At 61.7% G+C, this 25,818-nt stretch carries 20 protein-coding genes; 9 read left to right on the top strand and 11 right to left on the bottom strand.

Annotated elements, in window-relative coordinates; translation table 11 throughout:
- The first annotated feature begins 24 nt into the window (after positions 1–24).
- The 5 genes from aceK to J3P84_RS19940 all read left to right on the top strand — a co-directional run bounded on the left by aceK (position 25) and on the right by J3P84_RS19940 (position 10,243).
- Complete coding sequence (gene aceK / locus J3P84_RS19960; RefSeq protein ID WP_434625375.1) at positions 25–1,746, top strand: bifunctional isocitrate dehydrogenase kinase/phosphatase; 1,722 nt, start codon at positions 25–27, stop codon at positions 1,744–1,746.
- Positions 1,747–2,015: 269 nt separating this feature from the next.
- The gene (gene hrpA, locus J3P84_RS19955) at positions 2,016–5,927 is read left to right on the top strand and encodes an ATP-dependent RNA helicase HrpA (protein WP_434625373.1); all 3,912 of its coding nucleotides are present in this window, start codon (positions 2,016–2,018) and stop codon (positions 5,925–5,927) included.
- Positions 5,928–6,253: 326 nt separating this feature from the next.
- Positions 6,254–7,375 (top strand): beta-ketoacyl-ACP synthase III, encoded by a 1,122-nt coding sequence (locus J3P84_RS19950; RefSeq protein WP_434603076.1) that lies wholly within the window; start codon positions 6,254–6,256, stop codon positions 7,373–7,375.
- Positions 7,376–7,668: 293 nt separating this feature from the next.
- A complete protein-coding gene (locus J3P84_RS19945; RefSeq protein WP_305496166.1) occupies positions 7,669–8,979 on the top strand; it encodes an OprO/OprP family phosphate-selective porin in 1,311 nt (436 codons plus the stop codon).
- 139 nt (positions 8,980–9,118) lie between these two features.
- The gene (locus tag J3P84_RS19940) at positions 9,119–10,243 is read left to right on the top strand and encodes a GNAT family N-acetyltransferase (protein ID WP_434625370.1); all 1,125 of its coding nucleotides are present in this window, start codon (positions 9,119–9,121) and stop codon (positions 10,241–10,243) included.
- A gap of 165 nt (positions 10,244–10,408) precedes the next feature.
- On the opposite strand, the gene J3P84_RS19935 is transcribed toward J3P84_RS19940, so the two are convergent.
- The 4 genes from J3P84_RS19935 to J3P84_RS19920 all read right to left on the bottom strand — a co-directional run bounded on the left by J3P84_RS19935 (position 10,409) and on the right by J3P84_RS19920 (position 14,636).
- Complete coding sequence (locus tag J3P84_RS19935; protein ID WP_434569451.1) at positions 10,409–12,241, bottom strand: ABC transporter ATP-binding protein; 1,833 nt, start codon at positions 12,239–12,241, stop codon at positions 10,409–10,411.
- An 85-nt stretch (positions 12,242–12,326) separates the two neighbouring features.
- On the bottom strand, positions 12,327–12,890 hold the full coding sequence (locus tag J3P84_RS19930; RefSeq protein WP_434625368.1) for a peptidylprolyl isomerase: 564 nt from the start codon (positions 12,888–12,890) through the stop codon (positions 12,327–12,329).
- 4 nt (positions 12,891–12,894) lie between these two features.
- Positions 12,895–13,698: an alpha/beta fold hydrolase gene (locus J3P84_RS19925; protein WP_434625366.1), complete on the bottom strand. Its 804-nt coding sequence runs from the start codon at positions 13,696–13,698 to the stop codon at positions 12,895–12,897.
- Between the two features lie 14 nt (positions 13,699–13,712).
- A complete protein-coding gene (locus tag J3P84_RS19920; RefSeq protein WP_305496160.1) occupies positions 13,713–14,636 on the bottom strand; it encodes a LysR family transcriptional regulator in 924 nt (307 codons plus the stop codon).
- Between the two features lie 50 nt (positions 14,637–14,686).
- On the opposite strand from J3P84_RS19920, the gene J3P84_RS19915 reads away from it, so the two are divergent.
- The 3 genes from J3P84_RS19915 to J3P84_RS19905 all read left to right on the top strand — a co-directional run bounded on the left by J3P84_RS19915 (position 14,687) and on the right by J3P84_RS19905 (position 16,961).
- Complete coding sequence (locus J3P84_RS19915; protein ID WP_305496159.1) at positions 14,687–15,001, top strand: 3-phosphoglycerate kinase; 315 nt, start codon at positions 14,687–14,689, stop codon at positions 14,999–15,001.
- 150 nt (positions 15,002–15,151) lie between these two features.
- Positions 15,152–15,751, top strand: coding sequence for an FMN-dependent NADH-azoreductase (locus J3P84_RS19910; RefSeq protein ID WP_434625363.1), 600 nt, complete (start codon positions 15,152–15,154; stop codon positions 15,749–15,751).
- Between the two features lie 343 nt (positions 15,752–16,094).
- Positions 16,095–16,961 carry a carboxylate/amino acid/amine transporter gene (locus J3P84_RS19905; protein WP_434625361.1) on the top strand — a complete coding sequence of 289 codons (867 nt, stop codon included), beginning with the start codon at positions 16,095–16,097 and terminating at the stop codon, positions 16,959–16,961.
- 123 nt (positions 16,962–17,084) lie between these two features.
- Here J3P84_RS19905 and J3P84_RS19900 read toward each other — a convergent pair whose 3' ends face one another.
- Positions 17,085–18,383 (bottom strand): mechanosensitive ion channel family protein, encoded by a 1,299-nt coding sequence (locus J3P84_RS19900; RefSeq protein WP_434625359.1) that lies wholly within the window; start codon positions 18,381–18,383, stop codon positions 17,085–17,087.
- A gap of 190 nt (positions 18,384–18,573) precedes the next feature.
- Here J3P84_RS19900 and J3P84_RS19895 point away from each other — a divergent pair, with 190 nt between their 5' ends.
- The gene (locus tag J3P84_RS19895) at positions 18,574–19,920 is read left to right on the top strand and encodes a DEAD/DEAH box helicase (RefSeq protein ID WP_434625357.1); all 1,347 of its coding nucleotides are present in this window, start codon (positions 18,574–18,576) and stop codon (positions 19,918–19,920) included.
- A 56-nt stretch (positions 19,921–19,976) separates the two neighbouring features.
- Here J3P84_RS19895 and J3P84_RS19890 read toward each other — a convergent pair whose 3' ends face one another.
- The 6 genes from J3P84_RS19890 to puuE form a co-directional block, all read right to left on the bottom strand.
- A complete protein-coding gene (locus tag J3P84_RS19890; RefSeq protein WP_434625355.1) occupies positions 19,977–20,762 on the bottom strand; it encodes an outer membrane protein OmpK in 786 nt (261 codons plus the stop codon).
- 374 nt (positions 20,763–21,136) lie between these two features.
- The gene (locus J3P84_RS19885) at positions 21,137–22,438 is read right to left on the bottom strand and encodes a urate hydroxylase PuuD (RefSeq protein ID WP_434625353.1); all 1,302 of its coding nucleotides are present in this window, start codon (positions 22,436–22,438) and stop codon (positions 21,137–21,139) included.
- Positions 22,439–22,619: 181 nt separating this feature from the next.
- Positions 22,620–23,132 (bottom strand): ureidoglycolate lyase, encoded by a 513-nt coding sequence (locus tag J3P84_RS19880; RefSeq protein WP_434625351.1) that lies wholly within the window; start codon positions 23,130–23,132, stop codon positions 22,620–22,622.
- A gap of 120 nt (positions 23,133–23,252) precedes the next feature.
- Complete coding sequence (alc, locus tag J3P84_RS19875; RefSeq protein ID WP_434625349.1) at positions 23,253–24,248, bottom strand: allantoicase; 996 nt, start codon at positions 24,246–24,248, stop codon at positions 23,253–23,255.
- 67 nt (positions 24,249–24,315) lie between these two features.
- Positions 24,316–24,831, bottom strand: a complete 516-nt coding sequence (gene uraD, locus J3P84_RS19870; protein ID WP_434625347.1) for a 2-oxo-4-hydroxy-4-carboxy-5-ureidoimidazoline decarboxylase — start codon at positions 24,829–24,831, stop codon at positions 24,316–24,318.
- Positions 24,828–25,754 (bottom strand): allantoinase PuuE, encoded by a 927-nt coding sequence (puuE, locus tag J3P84_RS19865; RefSeq protein WP_434625345.1) that lies wholly within the window; start codon positions 25,752–25,754, stop codon positions 24,828–24,830. The genes uraD and puuE overlap by 4 nt, the downstream gene beginning before the upstream one ends.
- Positions 25,755–25,818 lie beyond the last annotated feature (64 nt).

Here is a 25,818-nt window from a genome sequence, read left to right as displayed (position 1 = left end):
GCATGACCCGCCGAGGTTTTCCCTATGTCGCAGCCATGGCCCGCCACCGATATCGCCCGTTCGATTCTCGACGGCTTCGATGATTACCGTGAGCAATTCCGGCACATCACCGATGGCGCCCGTGCCCGGTTCGAGCAGGCGCAGTGGCAGGAGGCGCAAGCGGCGTCGGCGGCGCGCATCAACTTGTATGAAGAAAAAGTCTTCGAAACCGTGGCCAGGCTGCGCAACACCTTCGATGCCGAGGCCTTGATGGATGTCGGTTGCTGGCCGCTGGTGAAAAGCGCCTATATCAGCCTGATCGACCTGCGTTTTGACGATGAGCTGTCGGAGACCTGGTACAACTCGATCTTCTGCGGCCTGTTCAGCCATGACCTGATCAGCGACGGCACCATGTTCATCCACACCACCCGGCCGAGCCTGCGCCGTGCCCGTGCGGCCCAGACCCGGACCTACAAACCCCAGGGGCAACTGGACAGGATGCTGGCGGCGATTTTCGCCGACTATCGCTTCAGCGAGGACTACGCCGACCTGCCCGGCGACCTGCAGCGCCTCGAAAGCCAACTGCGGGAGAACCTGCCGGATTGGGTCTGCAAGGATCCGGAACTGACGGTGGAGTTGTTCTCCTCGGTGCTCTACCGCAACAAGGGCGCCTACCTGGTGGGGCGCATCTACACCCGTGACGACCAATGGCCGCTGGTGATCCCGCTGCTGCATCGTGAAGGGCGTGGCATCCAGATCGACGCGCTGATTACCGACGAGGCGCAGGTGTCGATCATCTTCTCGTTTACCCGCTCGTATTTCATGGTGGATGTGCCGGTGCCCGCGGAATTCATCGGCTTTCTCAAGCGCATCCTGCCGGGCAAGCACATCGCCGAGTTGTACACGTCCATCGGTTTCTACAAGCACGGCAAATCGGAGTTCTACCGGGCGCTGATCAACCACCTGGCGAATACCGACGACCAGTTCATCATGGCCCCGGGCGTGCGCGGCATGGTCATGAGCGTGTTTACCCTGCCGGGCTTCAACACGGTCTTCAAAATCATCAAGGACCGCTTCTCGCCGTCGAAAAACGTCGACCGGGCCACAGTGATCGAGAAGTATCGACTGGTGAAAAGCGTCGACCGGGTCGGGCGCATGGCCGACACCCAGGAGTTCGCCGACTTCCGTTTTCCCTTGAGTAAATTCGAACCGGCCTGCCTGGAAGAATTGCTGGAAGTGGCGCCGTCCACGGTGTCGGTGGAAGGCGACACGGTGCTGATTCGCCACTGCTGGACCGAACGCCGGATGACGCCGCTGAACCTCTATCTGGAAAACGCCAACGAGGCCCAGGTACGCGAGGCGCTGGAGGATTATGGCCTGGCGATCAAGCAGCTGGCGGCGGCCAATATCTTCCCCGGCGACATGCTGCTGAAGAACTTCGGCGTGACCCGCCATGGTCGCGTGGTGTTCTACGACTACGATGAAATCTGCTTCCTGACCGAAGCCAATTTTCGCCACATCCCGCAGCCGCGTACACCGGAAGACGAGATGGCCTCCGAGCCCTGGTATTCCATCGGGCCGCTAGACGTCTTCCCCGAAGAGTTTCCGCCGTTCCTGTTCGCCGACGCCGGGCAGCGCAAGCTCTTCGACCAGTTGCATGGCGAGCTGTACAACGCCGATTACTGGAAGGGCCTGCAAGAGGCGATTCGGGCGGGGAAGGTGATCGATGTGTTTCCGTATCGGCGCAAGGACCTGGACAGCGAATAATCGCCCGGCAAACAAAGCCCCTGTGGCCTGCGGCTTATAGTCTGTGGTGTGGTCTCTGGCTTTTGTGGCGAGGGAGCTTGCTCCCGCTGGACTGCGCAGCAGGCCCCTGCGTTCTGTCCGTCACATCGCGGTGGCGAATACAGCTGGGGGCTGCTTCGCACCCCAGCGGGAGCAAGCTCCCTCGCCACAAAAGCGCTAGCGCTCGGCGTCCGGTGCGCAAATCTGCGACAATCGCCCCCTTGCTCACACCGACGACCCCTGCGTACCTGATGACTGACCAAGCCCCCGCTATCGACAAACTGCTGAAGAACCTCGATCACGCCATGCTCGCCGACCGTCACCGGTTGCGGCGGCAGTTGCTCGAGCTGCGCAAGAAACCCGACGAGGCCAAGCTGGCCCAGTGGGTGACGCGCATGCAGGCATCGTGCGACCAGGTGCTGGCGCGCAAGGCGAGCGTGCCGTCGATTCGCTACGATGACAACTTGCCGATCGCGGCCAAGCGCGACGAGATCAAAGAGGCGCTGCTCAAGCATCAGGTGTTGATCATCGCCGGCGAAACCGGCTCGGGTAAAACCACCCAGTTACCGAAAATCTGCCTGGAAATCGGTCGCGGCCAGCATGGCTTGATCGGCCACACCCAACCACGCCGGATCGCCGCCCGCAGCGTGGCGAGCCGGGTCGCCGAAGAGCTTGGCACGCCGTTGGGGGCATTGGTGGGTTACCAGGTGCGCTTCGAGGACCAGAGCGATGCCAACACGCTGATCAAACTGATGACCGACGGTATCCTGCTGGCCGAGACCCAGAACGATCGCTACCTCGAACGCTACGACACGATCATCGTCGACGAGGCCCACGAACGCAGCCTCAACATCGATTTCCTGCTCGGCTACCTCAAGACCCTGTTGCCGCGCCGTCCGGACCTGAAGGTGATCATCACCTCGGCGACCATCGACCTGGAACGCTTCTCCAAGCACTTCGATGACGCGCCGATCGTCGAAGTCTCGGGCCGTACCTTTCCAGTGGAGACCTGGTATCGCCCGTTGACGCTGGAGCAGGACGAGGAGGGCAATCGGGTCGAGGACGACTTGACCGTCGACCAGGCGATCCTCGCCACCCTCGATGAAATTGCCGCCCATGAGCGCAGCGAGCGGCGCAGCCCCGGCGATGTGCTGGTGTTCCTGCCGGGCGAGCGGGAGATTCGCGACGCGGCGGAAATGCTGCGCAAGGCCCAGCTCAAACACACTGAAATCCTGCCGTTGTACGCGCGGCTGTCGCCGGCCGAACAACAGCGTATCTTCCAGTCCCACCCGGGCCGGCGCGTGGTGCTGGCGACCAACGTCGCCGAAACGTCGCTGACCGTGCCGGGCATCCGCTACGTGATCGACAGCGGCACCGCGCGCATCAGCCGCTACAGCTACCGCGCCAAGGTCCAGCGCCTGCCCATCGAAGCCATTTCCCAGGCCAGCGCCAACCAGCGCAAGGGCCGCTGCGGACGAGTCGAGCCGGGGATTTGCGTGCGCTTGTACAGCGAAGAGGATTTCCTTGGCCGGCCCGAGTTTACCGATCCGGAGATCCTGCGCACCAACCTGGCGGCGGTGATCCTGCAGATGCTGCATCTGCGTCTCGGCGAGATCACTGACTTTCCATTTATCGAGCCGCCGGATGGCAAGGCCATCAGCGACGGTTTCAACCTCCTGCAAGAACTCTCGGCGGTGGACCGCAACAGCCAGCTGACGCCGTTGGGGCGCCAGTTGGCGCGCTTGCCGGTGGACCCGCGCATGGGCCGCATGTTGCTGGAAGCGGCGAAACTGGGCAGCCTCCAGGAAGTCCTGATCGTTGCCAGTGCCATGTCGATCCAGGATCCGCGCGAACGCCCGCCCGAGCGCCAGCAGGCCGCCGACCAGGCCCACGCGCAATGGAAGGACGCGGACTCGGACTTCGCCGGGCTGGTCAATCTGTGGCGCGGCTTTGAAGAGCAGCGCCAGGCCCTGACCGCCAGCCCCCTGCGTAACTGGTGCCGCAAGAACTTCCTGAATTACTTGCGCCTACGCGAATGGCGCGATTCCCATCGCCAGTTGAGCCTGATCTGCCGCGACATGCAGTTGAGCCTCAATAAGGAACCGGCCGATTATCCGAAACTGCACAAGGCGGTGCTCTCGGGCCTGTTGAGCCAGATCGGCCAGAAAACCGAGGACGGCGATTACCTCGGTGCGCGGCAGCGACGCTTTTGGGTCCATCCCTCGTCCGGGCTGGGCAAGAAGCGCCCGCAGTGGCTGATGACCGCCGAGCTGGTGGAAACCACCAAGTTGTATGCGCGCATGGTGGCGAAGATCGAACCGGACTGGATCGAACCGCTGGCCGGGCACCTGATCAAGAAAAACCACTTCGAACCCCATTGGGAGAAGAAGCGCGGGCAGGTGGTGGCTTACGAGCAGATCACCTTGTTCGGGCTGATCGTGGTCGGTCGCCGGCCGGTGCACTACGGGCCGGTGGACCCGGTGGTGTCCCGCGAACTGTTCATCCGCGAGGCGCTGGTGCGTGGCGAAATCCAGTCCCGGGCCAAGTGCCTGAGCGCCAACACCCGATTGCTGGAGCAGCTTGACGAGCTCGAGGCCAAGGCTCGTCGCCGCGACATCCTGGCAGACGAGGAAACCCTCTTCGCCTTCTACGATGCACGCCTGCCCGCCGAGATCCACCAGACCGCGACGTTCGATAGCTGGTACCGGATCAACAGCCAGAAAGACCCGCAGCTGCTGATCATGCGCGAAGAAGACGTGCTCGCTCGCGAGGCCAGCGAGGTGACGGCCAATCTGTATCCCGACACCTTGCGCGTCGGCGACCTGACCTTGCCGTTGAGCTATCACTTCGAGCCCAACCACCCGCGCGATGGCGTGACGCTGCGGGTACCGGCGCCGCTGTTGCCTATGTTGCCGCCGGAGCGCCTGGAATGGCTGGTGCCGGGGATGATCGAGGCCAAGTGCATCGCCCTGGTGCGCAACCTGCCCAAGGCTCTGCGCAAGAACTTCGTGCCGGTGCCGGACTTCGTCAAGGCGGCGCTGCAGCGCATCACTTTCGCCGACGGCTCGCTGCCGCAATCCCTGGGGCGGGAGCTGCTGCGCATGACCGGCGCGCGGGTCAGCGACGAAGCCTGGGCGGAGGCGGCGCAGCAGGTGGAAAGCCATTTGCGCATGAATCTGGAGATCGTCGACGGCCAAGGCAAGTTCCTTGGCGAAGGCCGCGATGTTGCTGAGCTGACCGCGCGTTTTGCCGAAGCCAGCCAGGCGGCCCTGGCCGTGCCACAAACGGCGAAGAGCCAGGAACCGGTGGAGGCGAAAGTCTTCGCGCCGGTGGCGGAAAAAACCCAACAGAAGATCGCCGGGCTGTCGATGACGGTGTACCCGGCGCTGGTGGAAGAGGGCGGCGTCGTCAAGGAAGGGCGTTTCCCGACCCCGGCCGAAGCCGAGTTCCAGCATCGCCGCGCCTTGCAACGCTTGCTCATGCAGCAACTGGCCGAAACGGCGAAATTCCTTCGCGGCAAGCTGCCGGGCCTGACCGAACTGGGCCTGCTGTATCGCGAACTTGGGCGCATCGACGGTCTGGTGGAAGACATCCTGCTGGCAAGCCTCGACAGTTGCGTCCTCGAAGGCGAGCCGAGCCTGCCACGCGACGGCGCCGCGCTGGCGGCCCTGGCCGAACGCAAGCGTGGCGGCTGGACCGAGCATGCCGAACGCCTGGCCAGGCTGACCCTGGATATCCTGAAACTCTGGCACGGCCTGCAAAAACGCTTCAAGGGCAAGATCGACCTGGCCCAGGCCGTGGCGCTGAACGACATCAAGCAGCAGCTCAGCCACCTGGTGTACCCGGGCTTTGTGCGTGAAACCCCGCATCAATGGCTCAAGGAACTGCCGCGCTACCTCAAGGCTATCGAGCAACGCTTCGAGAAGCTCGGCAGCCAGGTACAGAAGGACCGGGTCTGGAGCGGCGAGCTGTCCAACCTCTGGGCGCAATACCAGGCCCGCGCCAGCAAGCATGCCCAGGAAGGCAAGCGCGATCCGCAGCTGGAACTGTACCGCTGGTGGCTGGAGGAATACCGCGTATCGCTGTTCGCCCAGCAACTGGGCACCAAGGTGCCGATTTCCGACAAACGCCTGAGCAAGCAGTGGGGGTTGGTGGAGGGCTGATGGAGTAACGCCGCATAACCCTGTGGGAGCGAGCTTGCTCGCGATGGCGGCGTATCAGTCAACATACATGCAAGCTGAACCACCGCTATCGCGAGCAAGCTCGCTCCCACAGGTTTCATGCCTGGTGAAAGGGAGAATGGGCCAAACGCCAGCGTTTATGGCAAACTTCGCGCCTATAAATGCCGGTCCCGTGGTTTTGGCTTCAATGCCACGGGCGGATCGGAATAAAGCGATGCCAGGTCTGCTCCCACGGGATGGGAAAGACCCTTTGCGTGTTGGTACGTCGGTGCCAATACTTTCTGCCTGAACAGATCAGAGACACGACCATGCATAACGTCGTCATCAGCGGCACCGGCCTGTACACCCCGGCCAACAGCATCTCCAATGAAGAGCTGGTGCAGTCTTTCAATACCTATGTCGCGCAGTTCAACGCCGACAACGCCGACGCCATCGAGCGCGGCGAAGTCGAGGCATTGACCGAGTCCAATGCGGCCTTCATCGAAAAGGCTTCAGGCATCAAGAGTCGTTTCGTGATGGACAAGGACGGTATTCTCGATCCCAAGCGCATGACGCCGCGCCTGCCGGAGCGCTCCAACGAAGAATGGTCGGTGCTTTGCGAAATGGCCGTCGGCGCCGCGAAACAGGCGCTTGAGCGCGCCGGTCGCAGCGCCGCTGACATCGACGGCGTGATCGTTGCCTGTTCCAACCTGCAGCGTCCCTATCCGGCCATTGCCATCGAAGTCCAGGAAGCTTTGGGTATCGAAGGGTTCGGTTTCGACATGAACGTGGCCTGTTCTTCGGCGACCTTCGGCATCCAGGCCGCCGCCAACAGCGTACAGCTGGGCCAGGCCCGGGCGATCCTGATGGTCAACCCGGAAGTGTGCACCGGCCACTTGAATTTCCGTGACCGCGACAGCCATTTCATCTTCGGCGACGCAGCCACGGCGGTGATCATCGAGCGGGCGGACCAGGCGACATCGCCGTACCAGTTCGACGTGGTCAGCACCAAGCTGCTCACCAAGTTCTCCAACAACATCCGCAACAACTTCGGCTTCCTCAACCGCGCGGCGGAAGAGGGCATCGGCACGCGGGACAAACTGTTCGTCCAGGAAGGCCGCAAGGTGTTCCGCGACGTCTGCCCGATGGTCGCCGAATTGATTGGCGCTCACTTGCAGGAAAACCAGCTGAACGTCGGCGAAGTGAAGCGTTTCTGGCTGCATCAGGCCAACCTGAGCATGAACCAGCTGATCGTGCGCAAGCTGCTGGGGCGCGAAGCCAGCGAGGAAGAAGCTCCGGTGATTCTCGACCGCTACGCCAACACCAGCTCGGCGGGTTCGGTGATTTCCTTTCACCTGTACCAGGACGACCTGCCCAGCGGCTCGGTCGCGGTGCTCAGCTCGTTTGGCGCTGGCTACTCGATCGGCAGCGTGATCCTGCGCAAGCGCTGATCCCTCGTTCAGAGCACTAGCGCTGTTCCTGTGGGAGCGAGCCTGCTCGCGAAGGCGGCGGACCAGTCAATGCAACGTTGACTGACTTACCGCTTTCGCGAGCAGGCTCGCTCCCACAGGTTTTGCAGAAAATCTGTTATTCCCTTTCGAAGTAAAAAGTTCCGCTGTCATAAAATCTTTATGTGATAGCAACTCGCCTGACACAACCCATCGCCAAGATCCCCTCCCAACACCAGCGGGCCCAGTTCCGCGTGTTTTCTAACGCATAGACTACCAACTAGGGGAATTCTTCGATGATCCGTAAGCACTTCGCAGGTTTTGCCGCCAGCGCTCTGGCAATGGCAGTAACCGCCCAGGCTTTCGCCGGCACCGTAACCACCGACGGCGCCGATATCGTGGTCAAGACCAAGGGCGGCCTGGAGGTCGCTACCACTGACAAAGAGTTCAGCTTCAAGCTCGGCGGTCGTTTGCAGGCTGACTACAGCCAGTTCGACGGGATCTACACCGACAACGGCGACAAGGCTGATGCCGCTTACATCCGCCGCGGCTTCCTGGAGCTGTCCGGTGTGCTGTACACGGACTGGGCCTACACCATCAACTACGATTTCTCCCACAACAGCGGCGATTCCGACAACGGCTACTTCGACGAAGCCTCCCTGGCCTACAACGGCTTCAAGCCGGTGTCGATCAAGGTTGGTCGTTTCGACCCGGACTTCGGCCTGGAAAAAGCCACCAGCTCCAAGTGGGTCACCGCGCCTGAGCGTAACGCCGCCTACGACCTGATCGACTGGGCCAACGGCCACCAGAACGGCCTGGGCCTGCAAGCCTCCGGCGTCTTCGCCGACTCGTTCTATGCCTCGGCTGGCGTGTTCAGCAAAGATACCGACGACACCGACGGCAACAGCATCAAGCAAGCCAACGGTCGTTTCGTATTCGCTCCGATGCACGACGCCGGCAACGTGCTGCACTTCGGTGTGAACGTGGCCTCGCGTGACGTTTCGGACACCGCGTTCGACGCGCGTTATCGCTCCCGTCTGGGCATGCGTGGTGTCGAGACCCTGGGCGGCAACGATGCCGGTCCTAACGGCAACCGTCCGGTACTGGGTGGCGCGAACAACTCGCCGGCCGGCTCCTACGACACCGACACCGCTTTCGGCCTGGAAGCCGCGTTCGCCATGGGGCCTGCGTCGATCCAGGGTGAATACATCACCCGCAAGACCAAGGCTGACGACAGCGCCTTCGAAGACCTCAAGGGCCATGGTTTCTACGTGCAGGGCGCCTACACCCTCACTGGCGAGGCGCGCGGTTACAAAATCGGCAAATTCGATTCGATCAAGCCTGCCAACAAATCCATCGGCGCCTGGGAACTGTTCTATCGCTACGACAGCATGACCGTCGAAGACGACAACATCACCACCGCCACCGCGACCCGTGATGTGGGCGACGCCGAAGCCAAGGTGCACAACCTGGGCGTCAACTGGTACGCCAACGAAGCGGTGAAGATCTCTGCCGCTTACGTCAAGGCCAAGACCGACAACGTGACCAACGTCAACGGCGACGACGACGGCAAAGGTGTGGTCGTGCGTGCCCAGTACGTGTTCTAAATCGCTTTGACCTGATACACCGCTCCACTTTCATCCGTTACGCTCCTTTGAACCCCGCCTCTGGCGGGGTTTTTTTATGCCCGACAGGCCTGGATCGGCGATACTCGGGTAATCCGCCGCCTGGATATCGAGGAACCGCATGCCGCTTCACGTCCTGGACAACCTGTCCGCCATCGCGTCACCCGAGTGGGACGCGTTGGTGCCCGCCAATCAACCGTTCCTGCGCCACGCTTTTTTAAGCACACTTGAAGACAGTGCCAGCCTGGGTGCGCATTCCGGTTGGCAGCCCGAGCACCTGTTGCACATGGAAGACGGACGGCTGCTGGCGGCCCTGCCCAGTTACCGCAAGTGGCATTCCTACGGCGAGTACGTGTTCGATCATGGTTGGGCCGACGCCTGTGCCCGGGCGGGCATCGACTATTACCCCAAGCTGTTGACAGCGGTGCCGTTCAGTCCGGTCAGCGGGCCGCGGCTGCTGGCGGCGTCATTGGAGGACGGTCTGGAATTGCTCGGCAGCCTGCCGGGTTATCTGGAAATCGAAGGGCTTTCCAGCGCTCACATCAACTTCACCGATGCCTTTACCGATGCGGCGCTGGCCGGTCAGGACGGTTGGCTGCAGCGGATCGGTTGCCAGTATCACTGGCAGAATCGCGGCTATCGGGATTTCCAGGATTTCCTTGATGCGCTCAGTTCCCGCAAGCGCAAGCAGATGCGCAAGGAGCGCGAGCAAGTGGCAGGGCAGGGCATCGAGTTCGAGTGGCTCGAAGGCCATCAACTGGACGAGGCGCAATGGGATTTTGTCTACGCCTGTTACGCCAATACCTATGCGGTGCGTCGGCAAGCACCTTATCTGACCCGGACATTCTTCAGCCTGCTGGCCGAGCGCATGCCCGAAGCCATTCGCGTGGTCCTGGCCAAGCAAGGTTCGCGGCCGGTGGCGATGGCATTCAGCCTGGTCGGTGGCGACAGTTTTTACGGCCGTTACTGGGGCTGTCTCGCGGAGTTCGATCGCCTGCACTTCGAGACGTGTTTCTACCAGGGCATGGACTATGCGATCGCCAACGGCCTGCAGCGCTTTGACGCCGGAGCCCAGGGCGAGCATAAATTGATTCGTGGGTTCGAGCCGGTGATTACCCGCTCGTGGCATTACTTGCGCCATCCGGGCCTGAAGGCGGCGGTGGCGGATTTCCTCGTGCGTGAGCATGAGGGCGTGCTGGCGTATGCCGAAGAGGCCAGGACAGCATTGCCGTATCGGCAGTGCTGAGAATGTTATGAAACCCCGTGGCGAGGGAGCTTGCTCCCGCTGGGCTGCGCAGCAGCCCCAAAAAATCTGAATCCAACCATGAAGCTGGACCGGGCCCCAAGGGGGGCGCTGCGCACCCCAGCGGGAGCAAGCTCCCTCGCCACGGGTTTTGTGCGGACTCCGGGTTTAATCAATCCCGACAAATCCACCCGTCTGATGCTGCCAGAGCCGCGCATACAGCCCGCCATGGGCCAACAGCTCGGCATGACTGCCGGTCTCGGCGATGTGGCCGTTTTCCAGCACCACCAGCCGGTCCATCCGGGCGATCGTCGAGAGGCGGTGGGCGATGGCGATCACGGTCTTGCCTTGCATCAGCGTCTCGAGACTTTCCTGGATCGCCGCTTCGACTTCCGAATCCAGCGCGGAGGTCGCTTCGTCCATGATCAGGATCGGCGCATCCTTGAGCAATACCCGGGCGATGGCGATGCGTTGGCGCTGGCCACCGGAGAGCTTCACGCCGCGCTCACCGACATGCGCATCGAAACCGCTGCGGCCTTCGGCGTCCGACAGCAACGGGATGAACTGATCGGCACGGGCCTTGTGCACCGCTTCCCAGAGTTGCGCGTCGGTGGCGTCGGGCTTGCCGTAAAGCAGGTTGTCGCGGATCGAGCGGTGCAGCAGCGAGGTGTCCTGGGTGATCATGCCGATGCGTTCGCGCAGGCTTTCCTGCCCGACATGGGCAATGTCCTGGCCGTCGATGAGGATGCGTCCGCCCTGCACGTCATAGAGGCGTAGCAGCAGGTTCACCAGCGTGGATTTACCCGCGCCGGACGGCCCGATCAAGCCGATTTTTTCGCCGGGCCTGATGGTCAGGTTCAGGTCGCTGATGACGCCGCTTTTCTTGCCGTAGTGGAAATCCACATGCTCGAAACGCACCTCGCCACGGGCTACCGCGAGCGGCTTGGCCTGCTCGCGGTCGGTGACGCTGACCGGCTGGGAGATAGACTGCAAGCCGTCCTGGACCATGCCGATGTTTTCGAAAATGCCGGTGACCACCCACATGATCCAGCCGGACATGTTGACGATGCGGATCACCAGGCCGGTGGCCAGGGCAATGGCGCCGACGCTGATGAGCGACTGGGTCCACAACCACAGCGCCAGGGCCGTGGTGCCGACGATCAGCAGCCCGTTCATGCTGGTGATGACCACGTCCATGCTCGTCACCACGCGGCCGGCCAACTGGGCTTTCTCGGTCTGTTCCTCGATGGCTTCGCGAGCGTATTGCTGTTCGAAGTTGGTGTGGGCGAACAGCTTCAGGGTGGTGATGTTGGTGTAGCCGTCGACGATCCGGCCCATGAGCTTGGAGCGCGCATCGGAGGACACCACGGAGCGTTCCTTGACCCGTGGCACGAAGTAGCAGAGCGCGCCGATGTAGGCAGCGATCCAGGCCAGCAGCGGGATCATCAGGCGCCAGTCGGCTTCGGCGAACAGCACCAGTGAGCTGATGGCGTAGATCAGCACGTGCCACAACGCATCCACGGCCTGTACCGCCGAGTCGCGCAGGGAGTTGCCGGTCTGCATGATGCGCTGGGCAATGCGCCCGGCGAAGTCGTTCTGGAAGAAATTCAGGCTCTGCTTGAGCACGTAGCTGTGGTTTTGCCAGCGGATCAGGCTGGTCATGCTCGGGCTCAGGGTCTGGTGCACCAGCAGGTCATGCAGGGCCACGAAGATCGGCCGGAACACCAGTGCGACCACCGCCATCCAGGCCAGCTCGAGGCCGTGCAGCTTGAAGAAGTCGGTGTTGGGCGTGGCCTGGGTCAGGTCGATGATGCGGCTCAGGTAGCTGAACAGCGCCACTTCGATCAGCGCGCCGATCAGGCCGACCACCAGCAGTGCGGCGAAGCTGGGCCAGACCTGTTTCAGGTAATACGTGTAGAAGGGCAGGACGCGGTTCGGCGGGGCCGAGGTCGGGGCGTCGCGGAAGATGTCGATCAGTTTTTCAAAACGGCGGTAAACCATGGGGTACATAGCCCGGGCGGGGGCTCTCCTTTTTTGCGGTGGGCGGCGCGGGGTAGCCGGCGCCGCTCAGGCTTGCCCTGTGGGTTCAGTCGATGCGCTTGGCCGACTTGATGATCACAGGATCGACCGGCACGTTTTGCATGCCTGATTTGGTGGTGGTCTGGGAGTTGACGATGATGTCCACCACGTCCATGCCCTTGACCACCTTGGCGAATACCGCGTAGCCGGCGTCGCGGCCCGGGTCGAGGAAGGCGTTGTCGGCCACGTTGATGAAGAACTGGCTGGTGGCCGAATCCGGGTTGGATGTACGGGCCATCGACAAGGTGCCGCGAACGTTATGCAGGCCATTGCTGGCTTCGTTCTTGATCGGTGGCTTGGTGTCTTTCTGCTGCATCTGCTGGGTGAAACCGCCGCCCTGAGCCATGAAGCCCGGAATGACGCGATGGAAAATCGTGTTGTTGTAGAAGCCGCTGTCGACGTACTCAAGGAAATTCTTGGTACTGATGGGCGCCTTGACCGGGTCCAGTTCGATTTCGATCTGGCCGTTGGTGGTGTCCAGCAGGACGTGTGGTGCCTTGGCCGGCGTGGCGGCCATCAGGTTGGCAGCAAACAGTACGGTGCCGGCGGCGAGGGCGATTTTTTTCAGCATGGGTTCAGTGATCCTGGGTAGTGAAGTCGGTTGCGGTCAAGAATTCGAGCAGGGTCTGGTTGAAGCGTTCGGGTTGATCCAGGGGCGTAGCGTGCCGTGAATCGGCGATGACTGCCAGTCGTGCGTCAGGCAGCAGTTTTACATAGGCCTCTTTCAGCGCCACCGGGGTGTAGTCGTGGTCGGCGCAGATAATGAGGGTTGGACAGGCAATTTGCGCCAGGCGTTCCTGCACGCCCCAGCCGACAATGGCGTCGAAACTGGCGAGATAGGCACGTTTGTCGTTCTCTGCCCAACGCCGGGCCATCTCCAGGCGCAGTTCGGTTTGTTCGGGCTTGGGGAACAACTTCTCGCCGAGGGCCTTGCCGATGGTTTCCAGGCTCAGCAGGCGCATCAGGCTCCAGCGCTTGAACCATTGCCAGCAATCGTCGGGCGTACGGACTTTGACTTCAGGGGCACTGTTGACGATGCACAGGCTCCTGACCCGTGCGGGTTCGTCCACGGCCAGCTGGAAACAGATCATGCCGCCCATGGACCAGCCCACCAGGTGCACCGGGCCGAGATCGAGGTGCTCGATCAGGGCGCCCAGGTCGGCGCTGAAGCCCGCGATGCTGTAGTGCTCGCGCGGCTTGTCGGAGCGGCCGTGGCCGCGCACATCCATCACGATCAGGCGGTAGTGGCGCGACAACACGGGAATCTGCTTTTCCCAGTCGCGCGTGCTGGAGCCCAACCCGTGGACCAGCACCAGCGGTGTGCCGTGGCCATATTCCTCATAGTGCAGGCTGCAACCTTCATGTTCGAAAAAGGCCATCGGCGAGATCCTTGTCAGGCTTGTTCAGGGGCAGCGAACGGCGCATCCAGCGGCGCGGTATCGAAGGTGCGCAGCAGCTCGATGAGAATCTGCGTGGCCGGTCCCAGGGGCTTTTCCTTGTTCGAATACAGGTAGAAGCTCGGGTTGCGGCTGGCGCCCTGATCCAAGGGTAGACGTTTGAGCGTGCCCTCCCTGAGTTCTCGCTCGATCATGTGCCGGGGCAGCCAGGCAAAGCCCAGGCCGCTGCCGACGAATGTCGCGGCGGTGGCCAGGCTCCCCACGGTCCAGCGCTGTTCGGCGCCGAGCCAGCCGACATCGCGCGGCTGCTGGCGACCGGAGTCGCGGATCACCACTTGCAGCTGGCTCTCCAGGTCCTGGAACGTCAGCTCGCGGTTGAGTCGGTGCAGGGCGTGCTCGGGATGGGCCACCGCGACGAATTCGACATCGCTCAGTTCCGCGCCCAGGTAACCGGGAATGCTGAAGCCGCTGATGGCCAGGTCGGCGACGCCTTCGAGCAGTACCTCTTCGACACCGGACAAGACTTCTTCGCGCAGCCTTACCCGGCAGCCCCGGCTCTGCGGCATGAATGCGGTCAGGGCGCGGACGAGGCGGGCAGTGGGGTAGGCCGCGTCGACCACCAGGCGCACTTCAGCTTCCCAACCCTGCTCCATGTGGTGGGCCAGGTCTTCCAGCTGGCTGGCCTGTTTCACCAGTTGCCGGGAGCGGCGCAGCAGCACGCCGCCGGCTTCGGTCAGCACGGCCTTGCGTCCGTCGATACGCAGCAACGGCACGCCGAGCTGATCCTGCATGCGGGCCACGGTGTAGCTCACCGATGACTGAGAGCGGTGCAGTACTTCGGCGGCCTGGGCGAAACCACCATGGTCCACCACCGCCTGCAACGTTCGCCATTGATCAAGGGTCACGCGGGGCGCTTTCATATTGAGCTCCTCTTGTCCTAAGCTGGCGGTCCCCTCGTGGAGACTGCCGAATGAAAAAAATCTGTTGTGCGCTGCTGGCCCTGCTGCCGCTGAGTGCCTTTGCCTACCCGATCGACGTGGAAAAACACCTCAACGGCTTGAGCATCGACTACACCGCCTACGACACCGATGCCGACATCGGCTCGATCCAGGTCAACAACTACGGCAGCACCGACGCGGCGTGCAGCGTGGTGTTTCGCAACGGCCCCGAAGCGCCGCGAACCCGCAAGATCGAAGTCGCCGCCGGCAAGTTCAAGAACGCCACCGCCAAGTTCAACCGCAACATCATCAAGCTGCGCATCGAGCTGACCTGCAAGCCGAAATAACCAGCGGCGGGGCAGCGTCACAAGGCGTGCTCCGCTTATAAACGAAATAATCGATGTTTTGCAGCAATTATTTGCGCTTTTTCATCGATATGATCGCGCTTAACCTTCACTCCATCGACTTACAACATTCTCAGATGGAGCCTACAAGCCATGTCCCGCGTTCTGATCATCGAAAGCAGTGCCCGCCAGCAAGACTCGGTTTCCCGTCAACTGACCCAGACCTTCATCAGCCAGTGGAAAGCCGCGCATCCGGCCGATGAGATCAGCGTTCGCGACCTGGCAGTCAACCCTGTTCCGCACCTGGACGCCCATCTGCTGGGGGGCTGGATGAAACCGACCGAGCAGCGCAACGACCTCGAGAACGCCTCCCTGGAGCGCTCCAACCAGCTGACCGATGAGCTGCTCGCCGCCGATGTTCTGGTGATGGCCGCGCCGATGTACAACTTCGCCATCCCGAGCACCTTGAAAGCCTGGCTCGACCACGTGCTGCGCGCCGGCGTGACCTTCAAGTACACCCCCACCGGTCCCCAGGGGCTATTGACCGGCAAGCGCGCTTTCGTGCTCACCGCCCGCGGCGGCATTCACGCCGGTGGCAGCACCGATCACCAGGAACCGTACCTGCGCCAAGTCATGGGCTTCATCGGTATCCACGACGTGACCTTCATCCATGCCGAAGGCATGAACCTGGGCGGCGACTTCCAGGAGAAGGGCCTGAACCAGGCCAACGCCAAGCTATCCCAAGTGGCCTGAGCGTTAATCCTCGGGTAATCGCCAGGTGTTCTAGTGACTTGGCGCTTCCCTTCAAACCGTTTTGCGCATCGAACCTCCCTTGGCACTTATTGCTCCTGAGTGCAGCCGCCCGATTGAACGCTGAAGCGAGATCGGGCTTTTTTTTGCCTGCGATCTGGTGACCGCTACACATCCCCTGAGGGAGCGAGCCTGCTCGCGAAGGCATCCTGTCAGTCAATACATCTGTTGCCTGATACTCCGCTTTCGCGAGCAGGCTCGCTCCCACAAGGTTCCCGGTGTTGGGGTAACTCGCGACAAACCCCAAAAACCGCTATCTTCGCCGCCATTCGAAACGAGGGGCGGTATGGGCTATCTACTTTTTGTGACCTTGATCCAGGCGTTTTCCTTCAGCCTGATCGGCGAATACCTGGCCGGGCATGTCGACAGTTATTTCGCGGTGCTGGTGCGCGTAGTGTTGGCGGGGCTGGTGTTCATTCCACTGACCCGCTGGCGCCAGGTTGAGCCGTCGTTCATGCGCGGCATGCTGTTGATCGGCGCCCTGCAGTTCGGCGTGACCTACGTCTGCCTCTACCTGAGTTTCCGCGTACTGACGGTGCCGGAAGTGCTGTTGTTCACCATCCTCACCCCGCTGCACGTGACTTTGATCGAAGATGCACTCAATCGACGTTTCAACCCCTGGGCCTTGATTGCGGCGCTGGTGGCGGTGGCCGGCGCGGCGGTGATTCGTTATGACCGGATCAACCCGGATTTCTTCATGGGCTTTTTGCTGCTGCAACTGGCGAACTTCACCTACGCGGCCGGGCAAGTGTTGTACAAGCACCTGGTGGCACGGCACCCGAGCGACCTGCCGCACTATCGGCGTTTCGGCTATTTCTACCTAGGCGCGCTGATGGTCGCGCTGCCGGCCTTCCTGCTGTTCGGCAAGGCCGATTTCTGGCCTGAAGCGCCGTTGCAATGGGGCGTGCTGGTATTCCTCGGCCTGGTCTCCACCGCGCTGGGGCTGTATTGGTGGAACAAGGGCGCGTGCCTGGTGAACGGCGGGACATTGGCGGTAATGAACAACCTGCACGTGCCGGTGGGGTTGCTGGTGAACCTGCTGATCTGGAACCAGCATGAGGCGTTGGGGCGGTTGCTGCTGGGTGGGTCGGTGATACTCGCGGCGGTGTGGATCAGTCGGTTGGGGATACGCCAGACTCAGCCTTCACATTGACCCTTCACCCTGAACCCTGTGGGAGCGAGCTTGCTCGCGATGGCGCACTATCAGTCAACATCTATGTTTCTGATGCACCGCTATCGCGAGCAAGCTCGCTCCCACAGGGGAATCGGGTTGGCTTCAGACCACCTGCTTTTCCGGCTCCGGAATATGGCTTGCCCCCAACACCGCCGGCAGCAACCCCGCCCGCAGGTCCGTACCGCTCGGCTGTTGGTACAAGCCCAGCCCGAACTCTGGCATCACCGCCAGCAGGTAATCGAAGATATCCCCCTGGATGCGCTCGTAGTCGGCCCACACGGTGGTGCCGGTGAAGCAGTAGATTTCCAGCGGGATACCCTGGGCAGTGGTCTGCAGCTGGCGGACCATGCAGGTCATGTTCGGTTGGATCTCCGGGTGGCTTTTCAGATAGGCCAGGGCATAGGCGCGGAAAGTGCCCAGGTTGGTCATCCGCCGGCGGTTGGCCGACATCGCCGCGACGTTGCCCTGGGCTTCGTTCCAGGCCTTGAGCTCGGCCTGCTTGCGGCCGATGTAATCGGTCAGCAGGCGCACCTGCGTCAAGCGCTGTTCTTCCTCGTCGTGCAGGAAGCGCACGCCGCTGGCATCGATGAACAGGCTGCGCTTGATCCGCCGTCCGCCGGATTGCTGCATGCCGCGCCAGTTCTTGAACGATTCGGACATCAGGCGCCAGGTGGGGATCGAGACGATGGTCTTGTCGAAGTTCTGCACTTTCACCGTGTGCAGGGTGATGTCCACCACGTCACCGTCGGCGCCCACCTGGGGCATCTCGATCCAGTCGCCGACCCGCAGCATGTCGTTGCTGGTCAACTGCACGCTGGCGACGAACGACAGCAGCGTGTCCTTGTAGACCAGGAGGATCACCGCCGACATCGCACCCAGGCCTGACAGCAGCAACAGCGGCGAACGGTCGATCAGCGTGGCGACGATGATGATCGCGCCGAACACGTAGAGGACCATTTTGGTCAGTTGCACGTAGCCCTTGATCGAGCGGGTGCGGGCATGTTCGGTGCGGGCATAGACGTCCAGCAGCGCACTGAGCAGGGCACTGACGGCGAGCAGCATGAACAGGATGGTGAAGGCCAGCGCGACGTTGCCGAGGAAAACCATGCTGGTCTTGCTCAGCCCGGGCACCAGGTGCAGGCCGAACTGGATGATGAGCGACGGCGTCGTCTGCGCCAGGCGATGAAAGACTTTGTTCTGGCGCAGGTCGTTGACCCAGTGCAGGGCCGGCTGGCGGCCGATCAGCTTGGCGCCGTGCAGGATCAGGTAACGCGCCACGCGTCCGAGCACCAGCGCGATCGCCAGCAGCAGGGCCAGGGCCAGGCTGGAATGCAGGAGCGGGTGCTGATCCAGGGCACCCCAGAAATCCTGAAGGTTGAGCCAGAATTGTTTGATATCCATGGACGAGACGGTCTTCTATGAACGCGATGGGCGAATTAGAGCATTTAAGCGTAACGAAGTGACCGTTGATGACAAATCCGTTCCTGAAAACACACTGATTTACAGCCGTTTGTATAAAGAAACTCGGCCTGCGCGCTCGAAACCGGTAACCTATGCAGCTGTTTTTTTGCATTTCTTCGAGGTAGCACCCGTGTTTTCCCAATTCGCCCTGCACGAACGCCTGCTCAAAGCCGTGGCCGAGCTTAAATTTGTCGAGCCAACGCCGGTGCAGGCAGCGGCTATTCCGCTCGCGCTCCAAGGGCGTGACCTGCGGGTGACGGCGCAGACCGGCAGCGGCAAGACCGCTGCGTTCGTGCTGCCGATCCTCAATCGCCTGATCGGCCCGGCCAAGGTCCGCGTCAGCATCAAGACCCTGATCCTGCTGCCGACCCGCGAGCTGGCCCAGCAGACCTTGAAGGAAGTGGAACGCTTCGCGCAGTTCACCTTCATCAAGTCCGGCCTGATCACCGGCGGGGAAGATTTCAAGGTCCAGGCCGCCATGCTGCGCAAGGTGCCGGATATCCTGATCGGCACGCCGGGGCGGATGATCGAGCAACTGAACGCCGGCAACCTCGACCTCAAGGAAGTCGAAGTGCTGGTGCTGGACGAAGCCGACCGCATGCTGGACATGGGTTTTGCCGAAGACGTGCAGCGCCTGGTGGATGAATGTGTCAATCGCCAGCAGACCATGCTGTTCTCCGCCACCACTGGCGGTTCGGGCCTGCGCGAGATGATCGCCAAGGTCCTGAACAACCCTGAGCACTTGCAGCTCAACGCGGTCAGCCAGCTGAACTCCACGACTCGCCAGCAGATCATCACCGCTGACCACAACCAGCACAAAGAGCAGATTGTGAATTGGTTGCTGGCCAACGAGACCTACGAAAAAGCCATCGTGTTCACCAACACCCGGGCCATGGCCGACCGCATCTACGGTCGTCTCGTCGCCCAGGAATACAAGGCGTTCGTGCTGCACGGCGAGAAAGACCAGAAGGACCGCAAGCTGGCCATCGACCGCCTCAAGCAGGGCGGTGTGAAAATCCTGGTTGCCACCGACGTCGCGGCCCGTGGCCTGGACGTCGAAGGCCTGGACATGGTCATCAACTTCGACATGCCCCGCAGCGGCGACGAGTACGTGCACCGCATCGGCCGCACCGGTCGCGCCGGCAACGATGGCCTGGCGATCTCGCTGATCTGCCACGGCGACTGGAACCTGATGTCGAGCGTCGAGCGCTACCTCAAGCAGAGCTTCGAGCGCCGCACCATCAAGGAAGTCAAAGGCACCTACGGCGGACCGAAAAAGGTCAAGGCGTCGGGCAAGGCCGTTGGCGTGAAGAAGAAAAAGGTCGACGCCAAGGGCGACAAGAAGAAAACCGGCGCCAAGGCTCCGACCAAGCGCAAGACCGCCAACCGCCCGAAGAGCGACGCGCCATCGCTGGTCAGCAAGGACGGCATGGCCCCGCTCAAACGCCGCAAGCCCGAGGCGCCAGCGGCTGAATAAGCCCGCAAATGAAAAGCCGGACCTTGTGTCCGGCTTTTTCATTTCATGCCGCCGGGTCAGAAATGATATTTGACCAGCAGGCTGGTATTGCTCTGGTTGGTCTTGAAGCTTTCGCTGTCCTCGATGGCGTACTTGTTCTTCCAGTAGTCGTATTCCACGCCCACGTACAGCTGCTTGGCGCCGAGCTTCAACGCCTTGCCCAGGTCATATTTGATCTGCGGGACGATATGCAGGTTGGCGTGGTACGTGCCCTTGGCGTTGCTGTCGTTGTCGACGACCCAGTCGATGAACCCATCGAACAGAATGTCGGATGAACCCACCGGGACGGTGACGGCCCAGACCGGGGTGATCTGCCAGACGTTGTCGCCCGCCCGCGAGCCTTCGGTCTGGCGGTTGTAGAAGTTCAGCTGGAAGTAATCGAAGCCGGGAATCGCCAGGTCGAAACCCGGGCCGATCAGGTAGGACTCGTTGTCACCTTCGCCAAACTCATAGGTCATCGCCAGCAGCACGTCCTTGACCGGGCCCAGTTCGAGCTTTTGATCAAAGATCTTGCCGAACGACAGGCGCGGACTGAACTCGCCGTAGTAGGTGTTCGGGCCGGAATTGCTGTCGTCCTCGCCGTTGTAGAAGATCCGGTCGAGGAAGAAGAAGTTGTCGCCGTAGGCCCAGGCATCGGCGTGTTCGAACGTCACGGTCTGCTGGATACGCGGATTGATCTGGAAATCCTTGCCGTAGAGGTAACTCAGGCTGTTGTTCTGCCACTGCAACAGATCGCCGGCCATGGCTTGGCTGCCGGCGAGCAACGTTCCTGCGAGTATCAGGCTGGTGCACGTACGTTTCATTCGGTTTGCTCCCAAAGGTAAGTGGTACCGCGTTGTTGTCGTCAGCGCTCTGGTGTGGCGCCTTTCTCCACGGACAAAACATCCGTTCGGTCAGCTTTTTGTTTGTGGCAGTGGCTGAAAGTCGGTGGGTCGCTCAGGACCTGATGATTATTTTGAGGTGTCCGGGTTTGAACGGCCGCGCAGGATACGGACTTGCCTGGAGCGACTCAAGTGCGCTGCGACGGCGCATCTGGAGGCGTGACGATGGAGCGCATGCATAAAGCTTTCCTCTTGTTCTTATTGTTGAGGCGCAGGCGGCCGCTGACGGGCGACCGGTCGTGTGCCGGCCTGCCTGTCTGCGGTATTGCGGGTGGAGCGGGGTGTGTCTGGCCGGACTAGTTGGTGCGTGCGCCCTGGGTGATCCAGGCGCCGATCAGGTCACGTTCCTGCTGGGTCATCTGGGTGATGTTGCCCAAGGGCATGATCTGGGTGGTCACGGCCTGGGCCTGGATGCGTGCGGCCTGTTGCTGGATCTGCTGCGGCGTATCGAAGATCACCCCGCCCGGCGCTGCGCTGAACAGCGGACTGGTGGGCTTGGCCGAATGACAGACCGAGCAGCGCTCCTGGATCACGCTGTGGACCTTTTCAAATGACGGGCTCTGCGCACTGGACGCCTGGGCGGGCGCCGTTGCCGGAGCGGCTGGCGCCGTGGCCGGTTTGGCCCCGCCGCCCACCGCGGTTTCCGGCAACGGTTGATACTCGATCACGCCAGGAGTCTTGGCGACTTCCGGTGCCGTTGGCATTGGCTTGGGCCCGGTGACGTAAGCCAGGCAGATCATCGCCAGGGCGCCGACCGGCAGCGTCCAGGCGAACCGGTTGCTGTCATGGCGAGTGTTGAAGTAATGACGCACCAACACGGCCGCCACGGCGATCCCGGCCAGGATCAGCCAGTTGTATTGGCTGCCGTAGGTGCTCGGGAAGTGGTTGCTGATCATGATGAACAGCACCGGCAGGGTGAAGTAGTTGTTGTGGCGCGAACGCAGCAGGCCCTTGGCCGGCAACGCCGGGTCAGGCGTGCGGTTCTCGGCGATGGCCGCCACCAAGGCGCGCTGTGCCGGCATGATGATGCGGAACACGTTGCCGACCATGATCGTACCGATGACGGCGCCGACATGCAGGTAGGCGCCGCGACCGCTGAACACCTTGCTGAAGCCGTAGGCCGCGGCGATCAACAGCACGAACAGAATCAGGCCGAGCAGGGCGGGGCGCTTGCCGAGTGCCGAGTCGCAGAGTGCCGAATAGACGAACCAGCCAACGAACAGTGAACCGATGCCCAGGGCAACACCCTCGGCGCCGCTCAGGCTGCTGCCGGGAGCCAGCAGGTAGACGGTCGGGTTCCAATAGAACACCAGGCACAGCAGGGCGATGCCCGACATCCAGGTGAAATAGGCTTCCCATTTGAACCAGTGCAGGTTGTCCGGCATGGACGGCGGCGCGAGTTTGTATTTTTCCAGGTGGTAGATGCCGCCACCGTGGATGGCCCATAAATCACCGGCCAGGCCGCTCCGGGGATTGACGCGATTGAGGTTGTTTTCCAGCCAGACGAAGTAGAACGACGCGCCGATCCAGGCCACGCCAGTGATCATGTGAACCCAGCGCACGCTCAGGTTCAGCCATTCCAGCATATGTGCTTCCACAGTCTTTACCTCTCGCCCGTCACCCTTGTCTTCGGGTGATCGGACCTTCTCTTGGGGACGGTGTGAAAACGTAGCGAGCGAAGGCAAGACAAGGCGAAAACTGGCGAGAAAGCGGAGTTGACTTTAGTCAATGAGCATTTCGAGTCTGTTTTCAACGCAGTATTGCCGAGCGCAGCAGTTTTCACTCCGTCCGCTGGTGGGGGGCGAGGATCAAATACTCATCCTCTTGGAAAAAATGTTCATCGCAGTTGTTGCCTGTGCCACTGCGATCAACCACCAGGAAGTCATCCCGCTTTTCGATCGTCAGCACCGGGTGGTGCCAGACGCCGCGATGGTAATTGATGCCCTGCCTGCCGTTGGTGACGAAGGCGCGGACCAAGCCTGATACAGGTGCATCGCCAAGTGGCGCGACCACGATCAGAAAGGGGTTGCCGAGCAGCGGAATGAAGGCCTGGCTGCCCAGCGGATGGCGCTCCAGCATGCGCACGGTCAACGGCATCTGCAGCGCGTCGGCGCGGAAGATGCTGATGATCGCGTGGTCGTCCGGCGTGGCGGTCTCGACCGTCGCCAGGCGGTGGAAGCGCATGGTCGAACCGTTGTTGATCATGAAGTGATCGCTGCCGTCGGTTTCGATCACGTCACCGAACGGGGCGAAGGCTTCTTTGGTCAATGGCTCGATCTTGAGTGTGCGCATGCTGGTCTTCTTAACCTTGAATTCGTTGTTGTCTGTTCTATTGCTATCGCGAGCAGGCTCGCTCCCACATTTGACCGCATACCCCTGTGGGAGCGAGCCTGCTCGCGATTGGCTTCACTGCTATTTAGCGACCTTGCCCAATACCCGCAGGCGGCTCACGCCACCGTCCGGGAACACGTTCAGGCGGATGTGCGTGATCGGCCCCAGCGCCTTGATCTGCTCGGCGAAGGTGTGTTCGGCGTGCATTTCCAGCTTCTGGCTCGGCAGCAGTTCGCGCCAGAACAGCGACTGGGTTTCGATCTGGCTGTCGGTGCCGCCTTTGACGAACGCGCCCTGGATCGAGCAGCTGTCCGGGTAGTTGCCCTTGAAGTGCAGGGTATCGACGACGACTTTCTCAACAATGCCGGCATGGCCCAGGGCGACGATCACCCAGTCATTGCCGGGGGTGCGCCGACGGGCGGTTTCCCAGCCGTCGCCCATGTTCACGCCACGGCCCGGGTTGAGGATGTTGCTCATGCGGCCGAAGTGTTCATCGGAGCAGGCCAGGGCACGGCCACCGTTGAGGGCGGCGGCCAGGTCGATCTGTTCGTTGTCGCCGACCGCGGACCAGTCGCGGTATGGAACCCCGTAGATCCGCAGGCGGGCCACGCCACCGTCCGGATAGATATTGAAGCGCAGATGGCTGAACGCCTGGTCATTGCTGATTTCGTGGTAGTGGTGGCTGTCGCCCTTCAGCTCGACGGCCGACAGCACTTCGGTCCACTGGGTGTTTTCATCCGGCTCGCCTTCAGCCAGGAAACAGGCTTCCAGGGAGGCCGACGGTGGGTAATTACCGGTGAAGAACGAGGTGTCGATATCCACGCCCTTGATCGAGCCCGGCACGCCCAGGCGGATCACCGCGCTGTCGTAGCCTTCGAAACGCTTGCGGCGCGACTCCCAGCCGTCCATCCATTTGCCGTTATCGTCGAACACACCCTCCTTCCACACGGCCGGGGTCGGCTGGAACAGGCGGTTGGCATCGGCGAACCAGTCATCGGTCACCGAAATGATCCTGGTGCCCAGGCGGGCGTCGGCCAGGTTGACGAATTTCTCGAACGGTACGGCGTAAGCTTTCATTCTTCTTGTCTGCCTTTGATAAGTTGGCTGGGGATGCTTGCAGGACCTGGTCTTGAGGTGCTGCTCGCTAAAGGGTCAGTAATCGGAACAACGCGATCTTGTTGATCTCTGCCAATGCGCATTTGAATTCGGCATCCGCCGAGTGGTGAATGCGCGTTTCGAACGCGGCAAGGATCTGGTGCCGGTTGCTGCCTTTTACCGCCATGATGAAGGGAAACTTGAACTTGGCCTTGTAGGCCTCGTTCAGCTCGGTGAAGCGCTGGAACTCTTCGGCCGTGCATTGGTGAATACCGGCGCCAGCCTGTTCGTTGGTGCTGGCTTCGGTCAGTTGGCCCTGGACGGCGGCTTTGCCGGCCAGGTCCGGGTGAGCGTTGATCAGCGCCAGCTGGCTGGCGTGGTCGGCACTCAACAGGATGTCGCTCATGCGCTGGTGCAGGGTTTCGATCTGGTCGATCGAGGGATCCTGGCCCAGGTCGAAGGCCTTTTCGGCCACCCATGGCGAATGTTCGTAGATGTCGGCGAAGGCTTTGACGAACGCTTCGCGGCTCAGGCTGGAAGGCTTGAGGGTCTGGAAGGCAGTCATTTCGAAACTCCCGGATACGGGTGGGTCTGCTGCCAGTGGCGTGCAATGTCGACCCGGCGGCTGAACCACACCTGTTCGTGGCCCTTGACGTATTCCAGGAAACGCTTGAGGGAGGCGAGGCGGGCAGGGCGGCCGATCAGGCGGCAATGCAGGCCGATGGACAACATCTTCGGTGCTTCGGCGCCTTCGGCATACAGTACGTCGAAGGCATCCTTGAGGTACTGGAAGAAGTCGTCACCCTTGTTGAAACCCTGCACCTGGGTGAAGCGCATGTCATTGGTGTCGAGTGTGTAAGGGATTACCAGGTGCGGCTTGCCGGTGGGGTTGTTCGGCTCCCAGTACGGCAGGTCGTCGTCGTAGGTGTCGCTGTCATAGAGAAAGCCGCCTTCTTCCATGACCAATCGCCGGGTATTGGGGCCGGTGCGGCCGGTGTACCAGCCTAACGGCCGCTCGCCGGTAAGTTCGGTGAGGATGCGGATCGCTTCGAGCATGTGTTCGCGCTCCTGCGCTTCATCCATGTACTGGTAGTCGATCCAGCGATAGCCGTGGCTGCATATTTCATGGCCGGCGGCGACCATGGCGCGGATTACGTCCGGATGGCGCTGGGCGGCCATGGCCACGGCGAAGATAGTCAGCGGGATATCGAATTGCTTGAACAGCTTGAGGATCCGCCAGACGCCGGCACGGCTGCCATACTCGTACAGCGACTCCATGCTCATGTTGCGCTCGCCCAGCAACGGTTGCGCCGAAACCATTTCCGAGAGGAACGCTTCGGACTCACGATCGCCATGCAGGATGTTGCGCTCGCCGCCTTCCTCATAGTTGAGTACGAAAGACAGGGCGATTCGGGCATTGCCCGGCCATTGCGGGTGGGGAGGGTTACTGCCGTAACCGATCAGGTCGCGTGGGTAGTCAGCGCTCACTGCAGTCTTCCTTCTTCTTCGAACCATGTAGGTGGCGCCATGGGGGTGGATCACAGGCTGGCGT

The sequence above is a fragment of the Pseudomonas sp. Z1-29 genome (assembly GCF_051131995.1).
Lineage (GTDB): Bacteria > Pseudomonadota > Gammaproteobacteria > Pseudomonadales > Pseudomonadaceae > Aquipseudomonas.
Note: the sequence above shows the minus strand (reverse complement) of the source record. Positions and strands in the feature narration are given on the sequence as shown.

Coding starts and splice junctions, on each gene's coding strand:
- aceK (WP_434625375.1), top strand. CDS start 25: ATGTCGCAGCCATGGCCCGCCACCGATATCGCCCGTTCGATTCTCGAC.
- J3P84_RS19915 (WP_305496159.1), top strand. CDS start 14,687: ATGAAAAAAATCTGTTGTGCGCTGCTGGCCCTGCTGCCGCTGAGTGCC.
- J3P84_RS19945 (WP_305496166.1), top strand. CDS start 7,669: ATGATCCGTAAGCACTTCGCAGGTTTTGCCGCCAGCGCTCTGGCAATG.
- J3P84_RS19935 (WP_434569451.1), bottom strand. CDS start 12,241: ATGGTTTACCGCCGTTTTGAAAAACTGATCGACATCTTCCGCGACGCC.
- J3P84_RS19950 (WP_434603076.1), top strand. CDS start 6,254: ATGCATAACGTCGTCATCAGCGGCACCGGCCTGTACACCCCGGCCAAC.
- J3P84_RS19920 (WP_305496160.1), bottom strand. CDS start 14,636: ATGAAAGCGCCCCGCGTGACCCTTGATCAATGGCGAACGTTGCAGGCG.
- J3P84_RS19940 (WP_434625370.1), top strand. CDS start 9,119: ATGCCGCTTCACGTCCTGGACAACCTGTCCGCCATCGCGTCACCCGAG.
- J3P84_RS19905 (WP_434625361.1), top strand. CDS start 16,095: ATGGGCTATCTACTTTTTGTGACCTTGATCCAGGCGTTTTCCTTCAGC.
- J3P84_RS19910 (WP_434625363.1), top strand. CDS start 15,152: ATGTCCCGCGTTCTGATCATCGAAAGCAGTGCCCGCCAGCAAGACTCG.
- J3P84_RS19900 (WP_434625359.1), bottom strand. CDS start 18,383: ATGGATATCAAACAATTCTGGCTCAACCTTCAGGATTTCTGGGGTGCC.
- alc (WP_434625349.1), bottom strand. CDS start 24,248: ATGAAAGCTTACGCCGTACCGTTCGAGAAATTCGTCAACCTGGCCGAC.
- hrpA (WP_434625373.1), top strand. CDS start 2,016: ATGACTGACCAAGCCCCCGCTATCGACAAACTGCTGAAGAACCTCGAT.
- J3P84_RS19925 (WP_434625366.1), bottom strand. CDS start 13,698: ATGGCCTTTTTCGAACATGAAGGTTGCAGCCTGCACTATGAGGAATAT.
- J3P84_RS19880 (WP_434625351.1), bottom strand. CDS start 23,132: ATGCGCACACTCAAGATCGAGCCATTGACCAAAGAAGCCTTCGCCCCG.
- J3P84_RS19930 (WP_434625368.1), bottom strand. CDS start 12,890: ATGCTGAAAAAAATCGCCCTCGCCGCCGGCACCGTACTGTTTGCTGCC.
- uraD (WP_434625347.1), bottom strand. CDS start 24,831: ATGACTGCCTTCCAGACCCTCAAGCCTTCCAGCCTGAGCCGCGAAGCG.
- J3P84_RS19890 (WP_434625355.1), bottom strand. CDS start 20,762: ATGAAACGTACGTGCACCAGCCTGATACTCGCAGGAACGTTGCTCGCC.